The organism is Salinicola sp. CR57 (assembly GCF_003206585.1).
Taxonomy (GTDB): domain Bacteria; phylum Pseudomonadota; class Gammaproteobacteria; order Pseudomonadales; family Halomonadaceae; genus Salinicola; species Salinicola lusitanus.
Map to the genome: position 1 here is coordinate 153,534 of NZ_PZJL01000007.1, position 19,590 is coordinate 173,123.

The 19,590-nt window shown below is 63.4% G+C and carries 19 protein-coding genes; 10 read left to right on the forward strand and 9 right to left on the reverse strand.

The annotated features are described in order from the left end of the window. Positions 1-2: 2 nt before the first annotated feature. Positions 3-746 (reverse strand): hypothetical protein, encoded by a 744-nt coding sequence (locus DOM56_RS13510; RefSeq protein ID WP_198655780.1) that lies wholly within the window; start codon positions 744-746, stop codon positions 3-5. A 91-nt stretch (positions 747-837) separates the two neighbouring features. Continuing rightward, the gene (locus tag DOM56_RS13515) at positions 838-1,299 is read right to left on the reverse strand and encodes a heme-binding protein (RefSeq protein ID WP_110709613.1); all 462 of its coding nucleotides are present in this window, start codon (positions 1,297-1,299) and stop codon (positions 838-840) included. A gap of 104 nt (positions 1,300-1,403) precedes the next feature. On the opposite strand from DOM56_RS13515, the gene DOM56_RS13520 reads away from it, so the two are divergent. The 6 genes from DOM56_RS13520 (at position 1,404) to DOM56_RS13545 (ending at position 7,703) form a co-directional block, all read left to right on the forward strand. Then, complete coding sequence (locus DOM56_RS13520; protein ID WP_110603061.1) at positions 1,404-2,078, forward strand: GntR family transcriptional regulator; 675 nt, start codon at positions 1,404-1,406, stop codon at positions 2,076-2,078. Positions 2,079-2,658: 580 nt separating this feature from the next. Further along, positions 2,659-3,639, forward strand: a complete 981-nt coding sequence (locus tag DOM56_RS13525; protein ID WP_110603063.1) for a TRAP transporter substrate-binding protein — start codon at positions 2,659-2,661, stop codon at positions 3,637-3,639. A gap of 63 nt (positions 3,640-3,702) precedes the next feature. Continuing rightward, entirely contained in the window at positions 3,703-4,266 is a 564-nt protein-coding gene (locus DOM56_RS13530; RefSeq protein WP_232822295.1) for a TRAP transporter small permease, read from the forward strand. Beyond that, a complete protein-coding gene (locus DOM56_RS13535; protein ID WP_198655781.1) occupies positions 4,263-5,549 on the forward strand; it encodes a TRAP transporter large permease in 1,287 nt (428 codons plus the stop codon). Before DOM56_RS13530 ends, DOM56_RS13535 begins: the two co-directional genes overlap by 4 nt. A 34-nt stretch (positions 5,550-5,583) precedes the next feature. Further along, a complete protein-coding gene (locus tag DOM56_RS13540; protein ID WP_110709616.1) occupies positions 5,584-6,372 on the forward strand; it encodes an enoyl-CoA hydratase/isomerase family protein in 789 nt (262 codons plus the stop codon). 143 nt (positions 6,373-6,515) lie between these two features. Then, positions 6,516-7,703: a CoA transferase gene (locus tag DOM56_RS13545; protein WP_110603066.1), complete on the forward strand. Its 1,188-nt coding sequence runs from the start codon at positions 6,516-6,518 to the stop codon at positions 7,701-7,703. A 19-nt stretch (positions 7,704-7,722) separates the two neighbouring features. On the opposite strand, the gene DOM56_RS13550 is transcribed toward DOM56_RS13545, so the two are convergent. Then, the gene (locus tag DOM56_RS13550) at positions 7,723-8,670 is read right to left on the reverse strand and encodes a LysR substrate-binding domain-containing protein (RefSeq protein ID WP_110603067.1); all 948 of its coding nucleotides are present in this window, start codon (positions 8,668-8,670) and stop codon (positions 7,723-7,725) included. Positions 8,671-8,815: 145 nt separating this feature from the next. On the opposite strand from DOM56_RS13550, the gene DOM56_RS13555 reads away from it, so the two are divergent. Together DOM56_RS13555 and DOM56_RS13560 are read left to right on the forward strand one after the other, a co-directional pair. After that, positions 8,816-10,198 (forward strand): L-serine ammonia-lyase, encoded by a 1,383-nt coding sequence (locus DOM56_RS13555; protein ID WP_110603069.1) that lies wholly within the window; start codon positions 8,816-8,818, stop codon positions 10,196-10,198. A 155-nt stretch (positions 10,199-10,353) separates the two neighbouring features. Then, on the forward strand, positions 10,354-11,088 hold the full coding sequence (locus tag DOM56_RS13560; protein WP_110603070.1) for a Crp/Fnr family transcriptional regulator: 735 nt from the start codon (positions 10,354-10,356) through the stop codon (positions 11,086-11,088). A gap of 66 nt (positions 11,089-11,154) precedes the next feature. On the opposite strand, the gene DOM56_RS13565 is transcribed toward DOM56_RS13560, so the two are convergent. Further along, positions 11,155-12,042, reverse strand: coding sequence for a LysR family transcriptional regulator (locus DOM56_RS13565; protein WP_110603071.1), 888 nt, complete (start codon positions 12,040-12,042; stop codon positions 11,155-11,157). A 179-nt stretch (positions 12,043-12,221) separates the two neighbouring features. On the opposite strand from DOM56_RS13565, the gene DOM56_RS13570 reads away from it, so the two are divergent. After that, on the forward strand, positions 12,222-13,331 hold the full coding sequence (locus tag DOM56_RS13570) for an S-(hydroxymethyl)glutathione dehydrogenase/class III alcohol dehydrogenase (protein ID WP_110709619.1): 1,110 nt from the start codon (positions 12,222-12,224) through the stop codon (positions 13,329-13,331). A gap of 156 nt (positions 13,332-13,487) precedes the next feature. Continuing rightward, positions 13,488-14,345 carry an S-formylglutathione hydrolase gene (fghA, locus tag DOM56_RS13575; protein WP_110603074.1) on the forward strand — a complete coding sequence of 286 codons (858 nt, stop codon included), beginning with the start codon at positions 13,488-13,490 and terminating at the stop codon, positions 14,343-14,345. A gap of 130 nt (positions 14,346-14,475) precedes the next feature. Here fghA and DOM56_RS13580 read toward each other — a convergent pair whose 3' ends face one another. From DOM56_RS13580 to DOM56_RS13600, 5 genes are all read right to left on the reverse strand, one after another. After that, positions 14,476-15,603: a TOBE-like domain-containing protein gene (locus DOM56_RS13580; protein WP_110709622.1), complete on the reverse strand. Its 1,128-nt coding sequence runs from the start codon at positions 15,601-15,603 to the stop codon at positions 14,476-14,478. After that, positions 15,600-16,397: a sulfate ABC transporter permease subunit CysW gene (gene cysW / locus DOM56_RS13585; RefSeq protein ID WP_348627117.1), complete on the reverse strand. Its 798-nt coding sequence runs from the start codon at positions 16,395-16,397 to the stop codon at positions 15,600-15,602. Before cysW ends, DOM56_RS13580 begins: the two co-directional genes overlap by 4 nt. Before the next feature lie 79 nt (positions 16,398-16,476). After that, positions 16,477-17,304 carry a sulfate ABC transporter permease subunit CysT gene (gene cysT / locus DOM56_RS13590; protein ID WP_110709626.1) on the reverse strand — a complete coding sequence of 276 codons (828 nt, stop codon included), beginning with the start codon at positions 17,302-17,304 and terminating at the stop codon, positions 16,477-16,479. A 21-nt stretch (positions 17,305-17,325) separates the two neighbouring features. Further along, entirely contained in the window at positions 17,326-18,396 is a 1,071-nt protein-coding gene (locus DOM56_RS13595; protein WP_110709628.1) for a sulfate ABC transporter substrate-binding protein, read from the reverse strand. Positions 18,397-18,514: 118 nt separating this feature from the next. Then, positions 18,515-19,465 (reverse strand): CysB family HTH-type transcriptional regulator, encoded by a 951-nt coding sequence (locus DOM56_RS13600; RefSeq protein ID WP_232822296.1) that lies wholly within the window; start codon positions 19,463-19,465, stop codon positions 18,515-18,517. Positions 19,466-19,590 lie beyond the last annotated feature (125 nt).

Below are 19,590 nucleotides of genomic sequence, written 5' to 3' on the forward strand. Positions count from 1 at the left end.
TTTCAGAGCGAATTCCCTAGGCCTGGGCTAGCGGGCGTGGGGTGCGTGGGATGGCAAGTCGTTGCCATCACGGCTCCGGTCTTGCCGCCTTCAATCGAGACTCTTGATCGCTCGGCGGGGATCGCCCGAGCTCGATAGAGTGCTCTTCCCATCAGCAGCAGTTCGATGCTCGCGAACAGCAGCAGACTGTAGCCGGTCAGCTCCGTTATCTCTTCCGCCGCATCCTTGACGATCCGTAGATAGTGCTCGCCCATCAAGGCGTGCCACAGCTCGCTGCGCCCGTAGAGACGCGAGAAAACGTAGGTGGTCAGGAAACCGCCCGCGAACAGTCCGAATCCCAGGCTATTGCTGACTTGTGCGAACTCCTCGAGAAAGTCGTGGCGAGCCCGGATCGTGGCGAAGATCGCCGGCAGTCCGACCAGCGCAACCAGGCACTCCCATGCCCCATCGAAAACGTAGGTATCCAGCCACAGGTCGTTTTCGCGAATCAGCGACATCGTGAAGAACGCCCCCATCAGCAGGCTGATGGAGCGCAGCACCCGGTAGCGATAGCGTAGGTACCCCATTGCGATGGCGCAGATCAGCAGCAGCAGCGCCTGGGTCAGTTCGGTCAGTGATGTCTCGCTGAAGTTGGGGGCTCCAGCATGCCTGGCATCGATCATCAGTACCGCTTGCATGAGCCCCGCGAGGAGAATGATGTAAGCGCCCGCTCTTGCAGAAACGGCGCCAAAAGAGAACTTGGTCATATTCCATGCCTGCCAGAAATTGATAGCCGGCTAAGAATATCAGGCTTAAGTTTTTTAAGAAACGGCGTTTGACCGGTTTTTTAAGGCTCCCTTAATCTTGTGGAGCGAGTCCCACGCCCAGATCGGCGGCTTCGATACCCGCGATGGCGGCTTTCTCATCATTCTCGGAGCTGTCCCCGCTGACGCCGACCGCGCCGATGACGCGCTCCTGCGGGTCGAGAATCAGCACGCCCCCGGCAACGGGAATGAATTCCCCCTGGGAGGCCGCCGCAACGGCCGAGAGGAACGCCGGGCGCGACTCGTTGCGCTGACCGATGGTTCCGCTGGATACACCGTAGCCCAGCGCCGCCCTGGCTTTGCCATGCGCTACCGCCAGGCGCAGCGTGGCGCAGCCGTCGGCTCTGTCGCAGCTCAGCGGGTGTCCGCTGGTATCTATCACCGTTACGGTGATGGGATTCATCGCCTCTGACGCGGCATAGGCCAGAGCGGCGTCAATGATGCGACGAGCCTGGGTCAGCGACAGGGTCTGGTGAGTCGGGTAGACGTTACGCATTCCATCGTTCTCCTTTTTCTGTTTTGTATTCATAATTCATTTCGGGTGGCGCTATCCATGCGCCATTGGGAGAATAGGGAAAACGAACCCGTCATGAGCGCCCCATGATCAAGATTCAGCAGAGTACGCTATACGGCGAGGCGGCAGCCCGCATCCGGGACATGATCAATGAAGGTCAACTGCTTCCCGGCACCCGCATTCCCGAGAAAAAATTGTGCGAGCAGTTCGGCATTTCCCGAACGCCACTCCGGGAAGCGCTGAAGGTCCTGGCGTCCGAGGGCATGGTCGAACTCCTGCCCAACCGCGGCGCGCGAGTGGTGCGGTTGACCCGGCAGATGCTGGAAGAGACCTACAGCGTGATGGGGGCCCTGGAGGGATTATCCGGGGAGCTGGCCTGCCGCTACATCTCCGAAGCGGAGGTCGCCGACATTCAGGCGCTGCATTACCAGATGATGGCGCACTACAAGCGCAGGGAGATTCGTCCCTATTTCGAGTTCAACCAGCGGATTCACGACGCGATCATGCTGGCGTCTCGAAACGAGGTGCTTCGGGAGACTCACGCCAGCTTGAACTACCGAATTCAGCGCGTGCGATATGCCACCAACATGACCGATGAGTACTGGAAGCAGGCCGTTGCCGACCACGAGGCCATGATCGACTGCTTGCTGGCCCGTGATGGCGAGCGCCTGGGCAGCATTCTCAGGGAACACCTGCGTCACAAGCTCGTGGTGGCGGCGGCGAGCGGTGTGATCGACGACGATCGCGTCGATTCCTACTGAGTAGCAGCTCCACCGGGGCGCGATAGCTGCCGGTACCCGGTCGGTGGCACTGAGAGCCGGCCTCATCCGTTCCCTACGGTGGTTCGCACCGCCATCCATGCTGGCCCGCTCCCTCCGTCGGTCGGCTTTCATGTCGCGCTGTTTCCGCCGCCCATCGAGGTCTCACCCGAGCCCTGGGTGGGGCGCATCCGATTCTGCTGCCGGTCTTCTTTTCTTCCTCTGTTGGCTCTCTCCCGACCCTGATCCCGATCCCGACCCTGATCGAGGGTAGGTGAGTCGAACGGGCTTGCCGCGAGTGTCGGCGTCGTTCATGACGAGCGCTCGAATTGAATTCATTGCATCGGTGACTTCGCGTCAGGTCGACGCCTCCCGGCGGCCAGAACCGTTGCGGCGGTGAGACTTTACGCCAATAGACAAATGTTGGATTGGTTGCAATTGAATTATGAATTCATAATTCGACGGCGGGATCCCGAGGTGCTCGCATTGTGGGGTATCGGCCGAGCGTTGCCAGCAGTCGGACGGCGCTTTCTCGGTCCATCGTTCAGGCGAGCCAATATAAAAAGACAGAAGGACGCCAGTGATGAAAAGTCTCAAGGTTGGACTGGTAGCGCTCGCGCTGTTGGCCGGGGTCGGCCACGCCAGCGCTCAGGAAATCCAGGTCAAGTTTGCCCATGTCGGCGAGCCGGATTCGCTCTTCGCCGATGTCGCTCAGGAATATGCCAAGCGCGCCAACGAGAAGCTGGCGGGCGAAGCCAAGGTGGTCGTCTACGGATCGAGCCAGCTCGGCGGCGACTCCGAACTGTTGAAGAAACTCAAGTTGGGCACCGTCGATCTGGCGCTTCCCTCGACCGTGATGAGCAGCGTGGCGCCGCAGTTCGCGCTGTTCGAGATGCCGTATCTCATCGCCGATCGCGATCATATGGCCAAGGTCCGCGACGAGGTGGTGAGACCTCAGCTCTACCCGGTCGCGGAGAGCCGTGGCTACCACATCATCGGCGTCTGGGAGAACGGCTTCCGCCAGATCACCAACAACGTGCGTCCGATCAATACGCCGGCCGATCTTTCCGGCATCAAACTGCGCGTGCCGCAGGGCGTGTGGCGAGTCGAGATGTTCAAGAGCTACGGTGCCAACCCATCACCCATGGCGCTTTCCGAGGTTTTCGTCGCCCTGCAGACAGGCGCGATGGATGGCCAGGAGAACCCGCTGGTCCAGACCTACGCCTCGCGCCTGCAGGAAGTGCAGAAGTATCTCTCGCTGTCCGACCACATCTATACCCCTGCCTTCGTGACCGCCGGCATGAGCTGGAACCGGTTGCCCCAGCATGTCCGTGACGTACTCAAGGAGACGGCCGTGGAGATGGAACCCTATGCGCTGGAGCAGGGGGCGAAGCTCGACGAGGAGACGCTCGCCAAGATGCGTGATGCCGGCCTGCAGATCAACGAGGTCGATCGCCAGGCCTTCATCGACGCCTCCAAGCCGGTCTACGACAAGTTCATCAAGGACGTCGACGGCGGTCAGGAGATGCTCGACAAGGTGCGTGAACTGCAACCCGCCAGTTAACTCGCGCGTCCGGTCGCGCCCGCCAGACCGGGCGTGGCCGGGCGGCGGACGAAGGAGCCGCCTGTGAAAACCCTGAATACGCTGCGCGATGGTTTCAGCCGCCTGCTAGAGGTCATCGTCGTCATCAACATGCTGATGCTGGCGGGCATCGTCATCGTCGGCTTCCTCTCGCGGCTGGTGGGGTCGCCCTTCACCTGGTACGACGAGGCCGCCTCGATCAGCCTGGCCTGGTTGACCTACTACGGGGCGGCGCTGGCTGCGGCCAAGGGCGCGCACATCGCCTGCCCCAGTATCGTCAATGCCTTTCCGCCGAAGGTGCGGCTACCGGTCGCGCTGATGGGAGAAGCGGTGACCATCGCCTTCTTCGTGCTGCTGGCGGTGACCGGCTGGCAGGTCGTCCACATCCTGGCGGGCTCCACCATGATCAGCCTGACCAGCGTCTCGTTGCAGTTCACCCAGTCGGCGCTGCCGATCGCCTCGGTCCTGTTCATCGTCGCCGAGCTGCTGCGGCTGCCGGAAGTCATCCGTCAGGCGCGTGGCGAAGGCTTCGTCGATCACGAGCTGGAGGAGGTGGGCCTGAGCCCGAACATGGCAAGTCAGTCCGATGCGGGGAGTGCGACACGATGATTCTGGCTCTGATGTTTGCAGGACTGCTGCTGTTGATCGTGCTCAACGTGCCGATCGCCATCGCGCTCGGGCTGGTGGGCGCCGTTGCGGTGTACTCCAGCTACGGCGTCTATGCGCTGCCCAATATCGGGCTGACCATGTTCGAGGGGGCGACCAACTTCCCGCTGATTGCCATTCCCCTGTTCATCCTGGCCGGGGCGATCATGAATGCGTCGAGCATCTCGCGTCGCCTGATCGATTTCGCCGCTTCGCTGGTCGGCTTCGTCAAGGGCGGCCTGGCCATGGTCACCATCGGCTCCTCGATCTTCTTCGCCGAGATCTCCGGCTCCGCGGTCGCTGGCGTTTCCGCGCTGGGCAGCCTGCTGATCCCGGCGATGAAGAACCGGGGATACTCCAAGGAGTTCGCTGCGGCGATCTCCTCGTCCGCCGCGAGCCTGGCGATCATCCTGCCGCCTTCGATCCCGATGATCCTCTACGCGGTGATGTCGGGAGAGTCGGTGGTCAAGATGTTCGTCGCCGGCATCTTCCCGGGGCTGCTGGGGGCGCTGGGCCTGGCTGTCGTCTGCTACTTCCTGGCACGCAAGCACAATTTCCCTTCCGAAGGGCGCTTCCAGGCCAGCCGGGTGTGGAAGTCGTTCAAGGAGGCGATCTGGGCATTGCTGATCCCGGTGATCATCCTCGGCGGGATCTTCGGTGGCATCGTCACCGCCACCGAGGGTGCGGCGCTGGCGGTGGTGGTCGCCATCTTCATCAGCGCGGTGATCTATCGCGAGTTCTCGTTGAAGACGCTGTGGAAGTCCTGCCTGGATGCGGGCGTCCAGACCGCCGTGGTGATGCTGCTGGTCGCCAGCTCCGCGCTGGTGGGACTCTATCTCACCGAGTCCCAGTTGCCGCAACAGCTGGCTCACTCGATTGCCGGACTGACCGACAACAAGTACGTGATCCTGGCGCTGCTCAACATCATCTTCCTGATCCTGGGGATCTTCCTGCACTCGGCAGCGGCGATCATCCTGGTGGTGCCGATCGTGCTGCCGCTGATCATCCAGGTGGGTATCGATCCGCTCCACTTCGGCCTGATCGTCACCCTCAACCTGGCCATCGGCCAGCAGACCCCGCCGGTGGCGAGCGTACTGATCGCGTCGTGCTCCATCGCCAAGGCCGATATCTGGCGCACCACGCGGACCAATCTCTGGTTCCTGGGTGTGCTGTTCGTCGTCCTGCTGTTCAACACCTATGTCCCGGATTTCGCACTGCTGCTGGTTAACCTGATCTACGGCAGCTGAGACCGGAAACCGACCAAGCTGGAGACCCGTCACCATGACCCGAGAGGATTCGATTCGCTGTCACAAGCGCGGCGCGATCGGCTGGATCCGCTTCAACCGGCCCGAGGCTCGCAACGCGATGACCTGGCACATGTACGAGACCATGCATCAAGCCTGCCGGCAGTTCGACGAGGATGAAGAGGTCAGGCTGATCGCCTTCCGCGGTGAGGGTGGCGAAGCCTTCGTGGCGGGCACCGATATCAAGCAGTTCGCCGAGTTCGAGGGGCCAGAGGATGGCATCGACTACGAGCGCCGGATCGACCGCATGATCGGCGGCCTCGAACAGCTCGCCACGCCGACGGTGGCGCTGCTCGATGGTTACTGTATCGGCGGCGGCGCGGCCATCGCCCTGGCCTGCGATTTCCGTTACGCCAACGACAATCTCAAGTTCGGGATTCCCATCGCCAGGACCCTGGGCAACTGCATGTCGATCACCAACGTGTCGAGGCTGGTCGACCTGATCGGGATTCCGCGCACCAAGCGGGTGCTGATGCTGGCGCAGACGATCGAGGCCGAGGAGGCATCGTCCATCGGCCTGATCGACGCCGTCGTCGGGAGTGAAGCCCTGGACGAGGCGGCGGAGAAACTCGCCGAGAAGCTCTCCGGCCATGCGCCGTTGACGATGCGAGCCGCCAAGACCTGCATCAACCGAATCCTGGAGGCGCGTCGACCCGCGCATGACGCCGCCGATGACCTGATCGCGCTCTGCTATACCAGCGACGACTTTCGCGGTGCCGTCAGGCGTTTCGTCGACAAGACACCGTACACCTGGCAGGGCCGCTAGGCGCCACAGCGACGGCATCCCGTTTCCACACGCCGACAAGCGCGGATGCCGAACCCGTCCGCGGTGGGAACGTGCGCGCCCGACCTGCCACGCCATTCGCAGCCGTGCTGCTCGCCATTCGAAGGCCGTTAGGGGGAATCGCCATGTTACCGTTGGAAGGCATGAAAGTACTCGACATCTCGCAGATCATGGCCGGCCCGTACTGCACCATGGTGCTGGGAGACATGGGCGCGGACGTGATCAAGGTGGAGAAGACCAATGGCGGCGACGACAGCCGTCAGATGGGTCCTTACGTCAATGACGAATCCACCTGTTTCGCGCAGATCAATCGCAACAAGCGCAGTATCTCGCTCAATCTCAAAGAGCCCGACGGGCTGGCGCTGTTCTACCAGTTGGCGAAGGAAGTGGACGTCGTGGTCGAGAACTATCGGCCCGGAGTGACCCAGTCGCTGAAGATCGACTACGACACGCTCAAGGAGATCAATCCCGGCCTGGTCTACTGCTCGATATCCGGCTACGGCCAGACCGGGCCGTATCGGCGCAAGGGCGGCTTCGACCTGGTCGCCCAGGGGATGACGGGGCTGATGTCGATGACCGGCGAGCCGGGGCGACGGCCGTTGAAGACCGGGGTCGCGGTCTATGACATCGGGGCCGGGATCACCGCGATCTACTCGATACTGGCGGCCTACATCCACAAGCAGAAGACCGGCGAAGGGCAACTGGTCGATGTCGCGATCGCCGAGTGCGGCCTGCCATGGTTCACCTGGGAAGCGGCCGCTTACTTCGCGGAGGGGCGGGTCCCGCAGCCGACCGGGTGGCGACACCGTGTTTCCGCGCCTTATCAGGCGGTCAAGGTCCAGGATGGCTACATGATGCTGGGGTGCGCCAACCAGCGTACCTGGGAGCGGTTCTGCCACGACGTGCTGGCACGTCCCGACTTGACCGAGGATCCTCGCTTCCTCACCAACAGCGATCGCGGTCGCAACGTCGACGTCCTGGAATCGTTGCTGGAGGAGCTGATGTGCACGGCCGACACCCAGCACTGGCTGAGCCGGTGCGACGAAGCCGGGGTGCCGGCGGGGCCGATCAACGACTTCGCCCAGGCGATGGACGACCCGCACTACCGGGAGCGGGGAATGGTCCAGGAGCTCGATCATCCCGTGATCGGGCGCATGCAGACCATCGGCTTCGCCAGCAAGCTGTCGGCGACGCCTCCCCAGATCCGACGCCCGGCGCCGGTGTTCGCGCAGCATACCGAAGAGGTCCTGGCCACGCTGGGCGTGGGAGGGGAGCGTCTCGCCGCCCTGCGCGAGCGTGGCGTCGTCCGCTGACGCCGGGCTCGCGCCTCTCTCAGTCGACAGCGCCGGAGAGTGAGGCGGTCTCCTGGGATCGCCTCGCCTCCTCCTCCAGCCAATCGTGAACCGCCTGCACCCGGCGGTCGTCCAGGGCGCCTTGCTGGTAGACAAGCCCGTAGCGCTTGCCAGTGGCGACCGAGCCGGCGAACGGCGCGATCAGGCGGCCGCTGGCCAGTTCATCGCCGATCAGCGTGCGCCGGGCGATCGCCACCCCCATGCCGGCGATCGCCGCTTCCACGGTCAACTGATTGCGGTTGAAGGTGTAACCCCGCCGGACATTGACCCGCTCGCCGCCGATCGCCCCCAGATAGTGCTCCCACTCGGCATAATCGTGGCTGCCGCGCCAGGCCGTCACGTCGTGCAGCAGGGGGTAGTAGCCCAGCGCCTCGGGATGCGTGAGCGGGGGCCTTCTCCTGAGCAGCTGCGGCGAGCAGACGGCAAAGATTTTCTCGTCGATCAAGGCGGTTGTCTGGAGGCCGGGGTAGTGGCCGTCGTTGAGATCGATGGCCAGATCGTAGCCGCCGTCGAGCAGCGAGAGGTTGCTGTCCTCGGCGGTGATGTGCAGATCGATATCGGGAAAGCGGGCCTGCAGGCGCGGCAGCCTCGGCATCAGCCACTTGGCCAGGAACGAGGGCAGACAGCGCAGCCGCAGCACGCCGCTCATGACACCGCCGCGCAGGCGGTCGACCTCCAGGCCGACGGCTTCGTAGGCCTGCGACACCACGCCCGCCAGCCGTTCGCCCTCTTCCGTCAATGCCAGCTGTCGCGGCAGGCGTCGAAACAGCCGGAACCCCAGGCGCTCCTCCAGCTGCTTGATCTGCTGGCTGACCGCGCCGGTGGTCACGTGCAGTTCCTCCGCCGCACGGGTGAAGGAGAGGTGCCTGGCGCTGACGGCGAAGACCTTCAGCCAGGCATGGGTTTGAGCGTTGAGAGACTGAGTCATGATTTAGCCTGGCTAAAACCCTGGGCAGATATATTCGATTGAGACCGGTGTAACCGGCGAGCACACTGAAGTCAAACTACACCAAGCATCGGTTCTCGTAACGACGCTTTCTGACTCCAGTGCGACGCCTCCAGGGGGGACGACCATGACCTTCAGCGTGTTTGACCTGTTCAAGATCGGCATCGGGCCCTCCAGCTCGCACACCGTGGGGCCGATGCAGGCCGCCCACACCTTCGTCACCACGCTGCGCGAGCAGGCGCTGCTGCAGCCGGTCAAGCGGGTCACGGTCACCCTCTATGGCTCGCTCAGTGCCACCGGCAAGGGCCACAACACCGACAGCGCGGTACTCGGCGGGTTGATGGGCGAGCAGCCGGTGAGCGTCGATCCCGACGAGCTGGCGCTCAAGCTCGCCGCCGTCGACCGCGATCACCAGCTATCGCTGGCCGGCTTGCACACTATCGATTTCGATCCCGCCCGCGACGTCGAGTGGTGCGACGAGATCCTCGAGTACCACACCAATGCGCTGCGGCTGGTGGCCAGCGATCGCCGCGGCGCGACGGTCTACGCCAACACCTACTACTCGGTCGGCGGCGGCTTCGTGGTCGACGAGGAGCAGGCCGAGCACGGCGAGAGCGCCACCCGCGGCGTGCGCCTGCCGTTTCCGTTCCGCAATGCGGTGGAGCTTCTGGAGATCTGTCGCCGCGAGGGGCTGTCGATCAGCGAGGTAATGCTCGCCAATGAGGGCGCCTGGCGTGGCGAGGCCGAGACCCGTGCCGGCCTGTGGCGCATCTGGGAGGCGATGAAAGCCTGCGTCGACAGCGGCCTGGATCAACAGGGCGTGCTGCCGGGCGGTCTCAACGTGCGTCGGCGGGCACCGAATCTGCACCGGCGACTGATGGCGCTCGACGACGACAAGGGGCTGATCGCCAGTACCTTCTCGGCGATGGATTGGGTCAACCTCTTCGCGCTGGCGGTCAACGAGGAGAACGCCGCCGGACGACGCATGGTCACGGCCCCCACCAACGGCGCTGCGGGGATCGTGCCGGCGGTGCTGCACTACTACATGAAGTTTCAGCCCGGGGCGTGCGAGAAGGATGTGGTGCGCTTTCTGCTGGCGGCCGCCGCGATCGGCATTCTGTGCAAGACCAACGCCTCGATCTCCGGCGCCGAGGTTGGCTGTCAGGGGGAGGTGGGGTCGGCCTGCGCGATGGCCGCGGCGGGGCTGGCCGAGCTGCTCGGGGGTAGCCCGGCGCAGGTCGAGAACGCCGCCGAGATCGGCCTCGAGCACAATCTGGGGCTGACCTGCGATCCGATCGCGGGGCTGGTCCAGGTGCCCTGTATCGAACGTAACGCCATCGCCTCGGTGAAGGCGATCAATGCCGCCCAGATGGCGCTGCGTGGCGACGGCGAGCATTTCGTCTCCCTCGACAAGGTGATTCGCACCATGCGGGATACCGGGCGTGACATGCAGGACAAGTACAAGGAAACGTCCCGTGGCGGTTTGGCTGTCAATACGATCGAGTGTTGAAAGGCCGGGGTGAGACGGACCGGTATCCCGGCCCTGTACCAGGCCGTTCACCCTAATGCGTGATAACGACAATCGCCTCTGGCTGTGCCAATATCGACGTCCTGAATCAGGGCCTGACACGGTGGCCCAGGAAGCACGTAACAAGGGCAAGGGTCATGAGCCAAGACAGTTGCATTATCTGTCATTTCAAGCACTACGGTGAGCTTTCCGATAACGACGAGGCCCTGCTGGCCGAACTCGAGCAGAGCCCGACGGAAATCAAGGGCGACCAGATACTGTGGCAGGAAGGTGATGTCGCCCGTGAGTTCTGTACCCTGAGCAAAGGCTGGGCCTACTCCTTCCGTCACATGGAAGATGGCTCCCGTCAGATTCTCGAGATCTACCTTCCCGGCGATATCATCGGGCTGAGAGAGTTCGCCTTCAAGGAGCGGCTGACCGGCGTCGCCATGCTCGAGGATGGTGTCGTCTGTCACTTCCCGCATCGCCGGTTGATCAATGTCTTCCGGGAATCGCTGACCCTGTCAGCCATCTTCTTCGCCATCTCCTCGCACCAGCAGGCGCTGCTGACCGAGCGGCTGGTCAACCTGGCCCGGCGCAGCGCGCGCCAGCGCCTGGCCCATCTGATCTACGAGATGTATGTGAGACTGGAGCGTACCAAGGCGCGGGACGGCAACAGCATTCGCCTGCCGCTCTCCCAGCAGCACCTCGGCGACGCCCTGGGATTGTCGTCGGTGCACGTCAGCCGCACGCTGACCGCATTCCGGGAAGAGGGGTTGCTGTTGCGCTCGCGCCAGCGTGTGGAGCTGCCCGATCCCGAGGCGCTGGCGCGTGAAGCGGAATTCGGCGATGCCTACCTCAACGACGGTATCGATCACTTCTTCCATCACTGAATCGATGGTTCACGAGGTACCGGGTCGGGACGTTGCCGGCCCGGCTGGCAGTCACGGCGCGAACGGCTAGCCGGCGGCAATCGCCTCCGGCAGCCGTGCGGCCAGGAAATCGACCAGCAGACGTATCTTCGAGGAGAGCTGGCGGTGACGGGGATATACCGCCCACACCGCGGTGTCGGTGAACTGGTAGCGGTCCAGCACGGCCGTCAGCAAACCCTGGCGGATTGCCGTTTCCACATAGTAGTCCGGCAACTGGGCCAGGCCGATGCCCTTGCACGCGGCGTCCAGCAGCGCCGGCCCCGAATTGCCCCGCCAGTTACCCTCCACGCGAACCTCCCGCTGTCGGCCATCGACGCTGAACAGCCAGCTGTCCCGCGATCCGACCAGGCAGTTGTGGTGCGGCAGCTCGGAAAGACTGTGCGGCGTCGGATAGCGCTGGAAATAGGCGGGGGCGCCGACGACGTATTCGCGACGCTGGCACAGCCGCCGCGACAACAGGCTCGAATCCCTGAGCACGCCCATGCGAATCGCCACGTCGAAACCCTCGTCGATCAGCTCGACCGTACGATTGGTGAAGTGAAGACGCACGTCGAGCTGCGGATAGCGACAGTGGAAGTCGTTGACCAGCGGCGCGATGAAGCGCTCCCCGAACGTGGTGGCGCAACTGATGGCGAGCCGCCCCTGGGGCTGGGACTGAAGTTCGTTGAGTGCGGCCTCGGCTTCCTTGAAGCCGTCCAGCAGCGAGCGGCAGTGTTCGTAATACACGGCGCCGCCATCGGTCAGCCGAATCTGGCGCGTGGTCCGGTAAAGCAGCGGCGTTCCCAGCTCCTGCTCGAGTTGGCTCACCAGTCGGCTCACATGGGAGTTGGAGACCTTCAGCGACTGGGCGGCGCGCGAGAACGTGCCCAGCCGGACCACGGCAACGAATGCCTCGATACCATCCCAGCGTGACATGCCGAGTTCTCCCTCCGCGTTGCAGACCCATTATTGTTACATGGCAACAATCATCTGCGAAATGCCTGGTTTATTGCCTGGCGGCGTGCGCCTAGACTGAGACCATGAGAGTCGCCATGGCGCCGGCCGGCTGTCGAGCGATCCATCGAAGTTCCTCAAGCTCATAGTGGAGACCTGATATGAAATCGCGTGCCGCAGTCGCCTGGGAAGCAGGCAAGCCGCTCTCGCTGGAAGAGATCGATGTAAAGGGCCCCAAGGCGGGCGAAGTAATGGTGCGCATGGTCGCCACCAGCGTCTGCCACACCGACGCGTATACGCTCTCCGGCAAGGACCCCGAGGGCCTGTTCCCGTCGGTGCTGGGCCATGAGGGCGCCGGGGTCGTCGAGGAAGTGGGCGAGGGGGTCACCAGCCTGAAGCCGGGCGATCATGTGATCCCGCTCTATACCGCCGAGTGCGGCAAGTGCAAGTTCTGCCTCTCGGGCAAGACCAACCTGTGTGGCGCGGTGCGTGCGACCCAGGGCAAGGGGCTGATGCCGGATGGCACGACCCGGTTCTCGAAGGATGGTACGTCGCTGCATCACTACATGGGCTGCTCGACCTTCTCCGAGTACACCGTGCTGCCGGAGGTGTCGTTGGCCAAGGTTTCCAAGGAAGCCCCGCTGGACAAGATCTGCCTGCTCGGCTGTGGCGTCACCACCGGGATCGGCGCGGTGCTCAATACCGCCAAGGTCGAGCCGGGCTCCACCGTTGCCGTGTTCGGGCTGGGGGCGATCGGGCTGGCGGTGATCCAGGGCGCGCAGATGGCCAAGGCGTCGCGGATCATCGCGATCGATGTCAATCCTGACAAGTTCGAGCTGGCGCGGCAGTTCGGCGCCACTGAGTTCGTCAACCCGAAGGATTACAGCGATCCGATCCAGCAGGTGATCGTCGATCTGACCGACGGCGGCGTCGATTACTCCTTCGAGTGCATCGGTAATGTCAACGTGATGCGCTCGGCACTGGAGTGCTGCCACAAGGGTTGGGGCGAATCGATCATCATCGGTGTCGCCGGTGCCGGCGAGGAGATATCGACCCGCCCGTTCCAGCTGGTCACCGGTCGGGTCTGGAAGGGCTCCGCCTTCGGTGGCGTCAAGGGCCGCAGCGAGCTGCCGGGCTACGTCCAGCGCTACATGGATGGCGAAATCAAGATCGACGAGTTCGTTACCCATGACATGCCGTTCGATCAGATCAACGAGGCGTTCGAACTGCTGCACGCGGGCAAGAGCATTCGTACGGTGCTGCACTTTTGATACGGGCCCGAAGCCGCCCGAATGACACGGGTCTGAAACTGGACGTGATGCGCGTCCGAAGCCGTGCGAAAGGCATTTGAATTATCGCGCCCGAAGCCGCGCGAACCGCGTCCCATCCGCCGGCGCTGATACCGCCGGCGCTGCAAGGAGAAAACCATGTCGATGAGCGAGCAGTTGGAGCTGGTCTCGGCCACCAAGAGTTTCGGTGGCTGGGTCAAGCGCTACAAGCATTACTCCCGGGCGCTGGATTGCGACATGATCTTCGCGATCTACCTGCCGCCGCAGGCCGAGGAAGGGCGCGTGCCGCTGATGTGGTGGCTCTCCGGCCTGACCTGCAACGACGAGAACTTCATGCAGAAGGCGGGGGCGCAGAAGACCGCCGCCGAGCTGGGCATCGCGATCGTCTGTCCGGACACCAGCCCCCGCGGGCTGGACCTGCCCGGCGAGCACGAGAGCTACGATTTCGGCTCCGGCGCGGGCTTCTACCTCAACGCCAAGCGCGAGCCGTGGTCGAAGCACTACCGGATGTACGACTACGTGACCGAGGAGCTGCCCTCGGTGGTGCGGCTGCACTTTCCGGTCAACGGTCGCGAATCGATCAGCGGGCACTCCATGGGCGGCCACGGTGCACTGGTGCTGGCCCTGCGCCAGCCTGGACGCTATTCGGCAGTGTCGGCGTTTGCGCCGATCGTCAACCCGACCCAGGTGCCGTGGGGGCAGAAGGCGTTCGAGAACTACCTGGGCGACGATGTCGGTCTGCGCACTCAGTACGACGCTTGCGAACTGGTCGCCAAGGGTTCGTCGCGCCAGCCGCTGTTCATCGACCAGGGGGAAGCGGACAACTTCCTCGAAGAGCAGCTCAAGCCCGAGCGGCTGGAAGCGGTGTGCGAGGAGCACGACCACCCGCTCACGCTGCGTCGCCACCCCGGTTACGATCACAGCTACTTCTTCATCGCCAGCTTCATCGACGAGCACCTGCGCTATCACGCCGAGAGGCTCTACGCCAAACGCTGAGCGGGATCGCGGTTCCGTTGATTCGTCGGGACCGAGAGTCGATCGTTTCGCGGCACGCCCCAGGCGTGCCGCTTTTTCGTTGGCCGGCCTGGGACGGCGGCCCGACTGGAGGCGTCGCGGTGGACTCCCGTCAAGCGGGTGCCGGTATGTCGATCGACTGCTGCAGGGTGGTGGCTCCATGAAACCAGTGAACGTGATGAATCCTGAGGCCGACTCGATGCCCTACGTCGAGTGCCAGCGCCTTGAAAGCCTGTCGCGTCAGTTCAATCGTGATCCTGCCACTCTCGGTCTCGGGGCCAGGTCCGCCACTGGCATCGGTGACGGGGACGGCTTCGAGATGATAGCGGCTGCCCATGGGTTGGACGTGACGAATGCTCACCTGCCAGTCAGCCGCCGGACCCCGGAGAATCTCGATATCGTGGGGCCGAATGTAGGCGTTCTGTTCGGCCAGATGGAGCGTATCCAGCGTCCGGGGTAGTGGCAGACGCCAGCTACCACTGTGGAAAGCGCCATTGCGAACGCAGCCCCTGAACACATTGACGTTGCCAATGAAGGTGGAGACGAACGGGGTGCGGGGGGCGTCGTAGATTTCCGCGGGCGTGCCCAGCTGTTCGATTCGGCCATGATTCATGACCACAATGCGACTCGCGACCTCCATGGCCTCCTCCTGGTCGTGGGTGACGAACAGGCTGGTCACGTGGAGCTCCTCGTGCAGGCGACGCAGCCAGCCGCGCAACTCCTTGCGAACGTTGGCGTCCAGCGCGCCGAAAGGCTCATCGAGGAGCAGGTATCGAGGTTCCACCGCCAGCGCTCTGGCCAGCGCGATGCGCTGACGCTGGCCGCCGGAGAGCTGTGGCGGAAAGCGCCTGGCCAGCCAGTCGAGCTGTACCAGGTCCAGCAGTTCGTGGACCCGACGACGGATCTCGGCTTCCGGCGCGCGTTGAGCGCGCGGCTTGACCCGCAGCCCATAGGCGACGTTCTCGAACACGCTCATGTGATTGAACAGGGCGTAGTGCTGGAAAACGAATCCGACCTGGCGGTGGCGGATGGGCTCGAATGTCATGTCCCGTCCCTCGAGCAGGATGTTGCCGCTGTCGGCGAACTCCATGCCGGCGATGCTGCGCAGCAGGGTGGTCTTGCCGCAGCCGGAGGGGCCGAGCAGCGCCACCAGCTCGCCATCGTCGATGGACAGCGAAATGTCGTCCAGTGCCGTGAAGTTGCCGTAGCGTTTGGTCAACTGGTTAACGTGGATGCTCATGACGATGCACTCTCCCATTGGCGCTGCTGGCGCCACTCGACGATCGACTTGGCGATCAGGGTCACGATGGCGAGGCCGGCCAACAGCGTGGCAACGGCGAAGGCCGCGCTGAACTGATACTCGTTGTAGAGAATCTCGACGTGCAGCGGCAGGGTGTTGGTCGAGCCCCGGATGTGACCGGAGACGACCGACACCGCGCCGAACTCGCCCATGGCGCGCGCGTTGCAGAGAATCACGCCATACAGCAGTCCCCACTTGATGCGTGGCAGCGTGATCGTCCACAACATCCGCCACGGGCTGGCCCCGAGCATGATCGCTGCCTCTTCCTGTTCCGCGCCCTGCTGCTGCATCAGCGGTATCAGCTCTCGGGCGACGAACGGCAAGGTGACGAACATCGTGGCCAGGACGATACCCGGCAGGGCGAAGAGGATGGGAAAACCGTTAGCGGCGAACCAACCGTCGAACCAGCCCTGCGCACCGAAGATCAGAATGAAGACGAGGCCGGCGATGACCGGCGATACCGAAAAGGGCAGGTCGATCAGCGTGGTCAAAAGGCTTCTGCCCGGGAACTCGAACCGTGCGATACACCAGGCGGCGGCAACGCCGAAAAGCGTATTCAGCGGCACGCAGACGAGCGCCGTGAATAGTGTCAGCCCAATCGCGTGGCGCGTGTAGCGATCGGTGATGGCGGTCATGTAGGTCTGCCAGCCATCCCGGAAGGCTTCGACCAGCACGGCGACCAGGGGCAGGATCAGGAACAATCCGATGATCGCCATTGCCAGCGAGCTCAGCAGGTAGCGGACGAGAGGCGTTTCATCTGCCTGCGGTCGAGCCACGATTTGGCGGTGGGAGGGGCTGTTCACGAGGCTCTCCTCAATCCTGTCCGGTGCGCTGGCGTGTCCAGTGCTGCAGGCCGTTGACGACCAGCAGCATGATGAAGGCCACGACCAGTGACGCCAGCGCAATGACGGTGGCGCCGGCGTAGTCGTACTGCTCCAGCTTGGTGACGATCAGCAGGGGCACGATCTCGGACTTCATCGGCATGTTGCCGGCGATGAAGATGACCGACCCGTATTCCCCAAGTCCTCGCGCGAAGGCGAGCGAGAACCCGGTCAGAATGGCCGGCACCAAGGGCGGTAGCAATACGCGGTAGAAGGTCTGCCAGCGCGATGCGCCCAGACTGGTCGAGGCTTCCTCCTGCTGTCGGTCCAGCTCCTGAAGTACGGGTTCGACCGTGCGCACGACGAACGGCAGTCCGATGAAGATCAAGGCCACGACGATGCCCAGTGGCGTGAAAGCGATACGAATCCCCCAGTCCGTGAAGAACCGTCCCAGCCAACCGTTGGGGGCGTACAGCGTCGTCAGCACGATCCCGGCGACAGCCGTGGGGAGTGCGAACGGCAGATCGATCAGGGCATCGAGGCTGCGCTTGAAAGGCAGCGGATAGCGCACCAGCACCCAGGCGACGACCAATCCCAGCAGCACATTGGTGAAGGCCGCGGCAAAGGCGGTCGAGAAGCTGACGCGAAATGCCGCCAGCACTCTGCGATCCGCCAGCGCGTGCCACATGCCGCCGAGACTGAGCTCGGCGGATTGGGTCACGAGAGCCGATAGCGGGATCAGCACCAGCAGCGAGAGCGTGAATACCGTGATGCCCAGGCTCAGCCCGAACCCCGGTAACCGTGTCTTTCGATGGCTCATGAGCGGTCGGCTTCCACGCGGTCAGGGCTGATAGATCTTGTCGAAAACACCGCCATCGTCGAAGTAGGTCGCCTGCGCTTCGCGCCAGCTACCGAAGACTTCATCGACCGTGTGCAGCTCCAGTTCGGGGAAGCGCGCGAGATCCTCTTTCGAGGCAGCCTCTGGATCGACCGGACGATAGTAGTTGGCGGCGACCAAGGCCTGGGCTTCTGGAGAGTAGAGGTGTTCGAGATAGGCGCGAGCGGCTCTCTCTGCGGCCTCGCCCTTGTTCTCGACGTTGCCCTCGACGACCGCCACCGGCGGTTCGGCAACGACGCTGACCGAGGGCACCACGATATCGAACTGACCGTCGCCCAGCTCTTCGGTGGTCAGGAACGCTTCGTTCTCCCACGCCAGCAGCACGTCGCCGATACCCCGCTGGACGAAGGTGTTGGTGGCACCACGGGCGCCGGAGTCGAGTACCGGCACATGGCGGTATAGGTCGCCGACGAATTGCCGCGCTGCCGCTTGTGCGGCGCTGACCTCATCGGTGTACCGGGGGTCGTCGAGCTTGCCCAGGTCGCCCAGCTGTTCCTTCAGGACGTAGATCCAGGCGGCCAGGAAGTTCCAGCGCGCGCCGCCGGAGGTCTTGGGGTTGGGCGTGATCACCTCGATGCCATCCTTCGTCAGGTCATCCCAATCCCGAATGTGCTTGGGGTTACCCTTGCGAACCAGAAACACGATCGTCGATGTGTAGGGAGCGCTGTTGTGCGGCAGCGCGCTCTGCCACGCCTCGGGTATCTTGCCGGTGCGATCGGCGATGGCATCGATGTCGTAACCCAGCGCCAGCGTCACCACATCCGCCGGTAGGCCGTCGATGACGGAACGCGCCTGCTTGCCGGATCCCCCATGGCTCTGCTCGATGGTGACGTTGTCGCCGGTCTGCTCGCGGTACCAGTGGCTGAACAGCGGGTTGTAGGCCTGGTACAGCTCTCGCGTCGGATCGTAGGAGGCGTTGAGCAGCTCGATCTCTTCCGCCTGGGCGAAGGTCGTCGCGGCCAGCGCGGAAAGTCCCAGCGCGCCGGCAAAGGTCCACGAAGTCAGTTGGTTCATTGGTCTCGTTCCCTGGAGTCGATCGGTAGGCGGTGTGGAGCGATGACTCTAGGTGAGGGACTGTTCGTTGAAAAAGTAATAAAAAACGAATTGGTTATCGCATTTTCAACTTAGTGGGTCAGCGCGCCGCGAGCGCCTGCTGCACGGTCTCCTCGTTCAACGCGGCGCTGCACAGCCGAAGAAATTCATAGGCGAAGGCGTGGAGAAAGTGGCCACGTCTGAGGGCGAGATAAGCGGTATTGCGAGGGAACAACGACTCACCCGACAGCAGCGTCAATCCCCGGTCGCGATCGGGGTGATAGGCCAGTGACGCGATGATTCCGATCCCCAGGCCGAGCTCCACGTAGGTCTTGATCACGTCGGCATCCAGCGCAGTCAAGACGACATCGGCCGCCAGCGCGGCCTTCTCGAACGCCTGATCGATGCTGGCGCGGCCGGTGAAACCTTCGTGGTAGGTCACGATGGGATAGTCGGCTACGGCCTCCAGGGTCAGGGGGGCGATCCTGGTGAGCGGATGGTCCTCGGGCACGACGATGCTGTGGTGCCAGTGATGGAACGGGAAACGTACGAACGATGCGCCATCTTCGTTGACGGCTTCGGTGGCGATGCCGATATCCACCGTCCCCGCTCTCAACAGGGAGACGATCTCCCCGGGGCTGCACTGGTGGAGCTCCAGATGGACCTTGGGAAAGCTCTCCTTGAATCGAGCGATGACCGGCGGCAGGGAGTAGCGCGCCTGGGTGTGCGTCGTGGCGATCGCCAGCCGGCCCTGGTCCCGGTTCGCCAACTGGTGCGCCGAGCGCTTGAGGTTTTCGGCGTCGAGCAGGATGCGCTCGATCGTCTCCAGCAGCGTGCCGCCGGCGGTCGTCAGTCCGAGTAGCCGCTTGCCGCGACGCTCGAACAGCTCGACGCCGAGCTCGTCCTCGAGGTCGCGAATATGTTTGCTGGCACCGGATTGGGAGGTGAAGAGCGCGTTCGACGCCTCGGTCAGGTTGAAGCGTTGGCGCACGGTCTCGCGGACGATGCGTAGCTGCTGGAAGTTCATGGCGGTACCGTTGAAGATCGTCATCGTGGAATATAAATCAGGTTTTTTATTCCCTTTAATACATATTGCTCATATCCATATCGACCATTCGCCGCCGCTATTGCCGCCCCACGTATAATTTGTGTCGCTTGATGTCAATCTCTGGCCCG

Bases quoted from the DNA above. Each gene is read 5' to 3' on its own strand.
- DOM56_RS13565 (WP_110603071.1), bottom strand. From the start codon at position 12,042: ATGTCACGCTGGGATGGTATCGAGGCATTCGTTGCCGTGGTCCGGCTG.
- DOM56_RS13540 (WP_110709616.1), top strand. From the start codon at position 5,584: ATGACCCGAGAGGATTCGATTCGCTGTCACAAGCGCGGCGCGATCGGC.
- DOM56_RS13525 (WP_110603063.1), top strand. From the start codon at position 2,659: ATGAAAAGTCTCAAGGTTGGACTGGTAGCGCTCGCGCTGTTGGCCGGG.
- DOM56_RS13555 (WP_110603069.1), top strand. From the start codon at position 8,816: ATGACCTTCAGCGTGTTTGACCTGTTCAAGATCGGCATCGGGCCCTCC.
- DOM56_RS13515 (WP_110709613.1), bottom strand. From the start codon at position 1,299: ATGCGTAACGTCTACCCGACTCACCAGACCCTGTCGCTGACCCAGGCT.
- DOM56_RS13595 (WP_110709628.1), bottom strand. From the start codon at position 18,396: ATGAACCAACTGACTTCGTGGACCTTTGCCGGCGCGCTGGGACTTTCC.
- DOM56_RS13535 (WP_198655781.1), top strand. From the start codon at position 4,263: ATGATTCTGGCTCTGATGTTTGCAGGACTGCTGCTGTTGATCGTGCTC.
- DOM56_RS13520 (WP_110603061.1), top strand. From the start codon at position 1,404: ATGATCAAGATTCAGCAGAGTACGCTATACGGCGAGGCGGCAGCCCGC.
- DOM56_RS13545 (WP_110603066.1), top strand. From the start codon at position 6,516: ATGTTACCGTTGGAAGGCATGAAAGTACTCGACATCTCGCAGATCATG.
- cysT (WP_110709626.1), bottom strand. From the start codon at position 17,304: ATGAGCCATCGAAAGACACGGTTACCGGGGTTCGGGCTGAGCCTGGGC.
- fghA (WP_110603074.1), top strand. From the start codon at position 13,488: ATGTCGATGAGCGAGCAGTTGGAGCTGGTCTCGGCCACCAAGAGTTTC.
- DOM56_RS13600 (WP_232822296.1), bottom strand. From the start codon at position 19,465: ATGACGATCTTCAACGGTACCGCCATGAACTTCCAGCAGCTACGCATC.
- DOM56_RS13560 (WP_110603070.1), top strand. From the start codon at position 10,354: ATGAGCCAAGACAGTTGCATTATCTGTCATTTCAAGCACTACGGTGAG.
- DOM56_RS13550 (WP_110603067.1), bottom strand. From the start codon at position 8,670: ATGACTCAGTCTCTCAACGCTCAAACCCATGCCTGGCTGAAGGTCTTC.
- DOM56_RS13580 (WP_110709622.1), bottom strand. From the start codon at position 15,603: ATGAGCATCCACGTTAACCAGTTGACCAAACGCTACGGCAACTTCACG.
- DOM56_RS13570 (WP_110709619.1), top strand. From the start codon at position 12,222: ATGAAATCGCGTGCCGCAGTCGCCTGGGAAGCAGGCAAGCCGCTCTCG.
- DOM56_RS13510 (WP_198655780.1), bottom strand. From the start codon at position 746: ATGACCAAGTTCTCTTTTGGCGCCGTTTCTGCAAGAGCGGGCGCTTAC.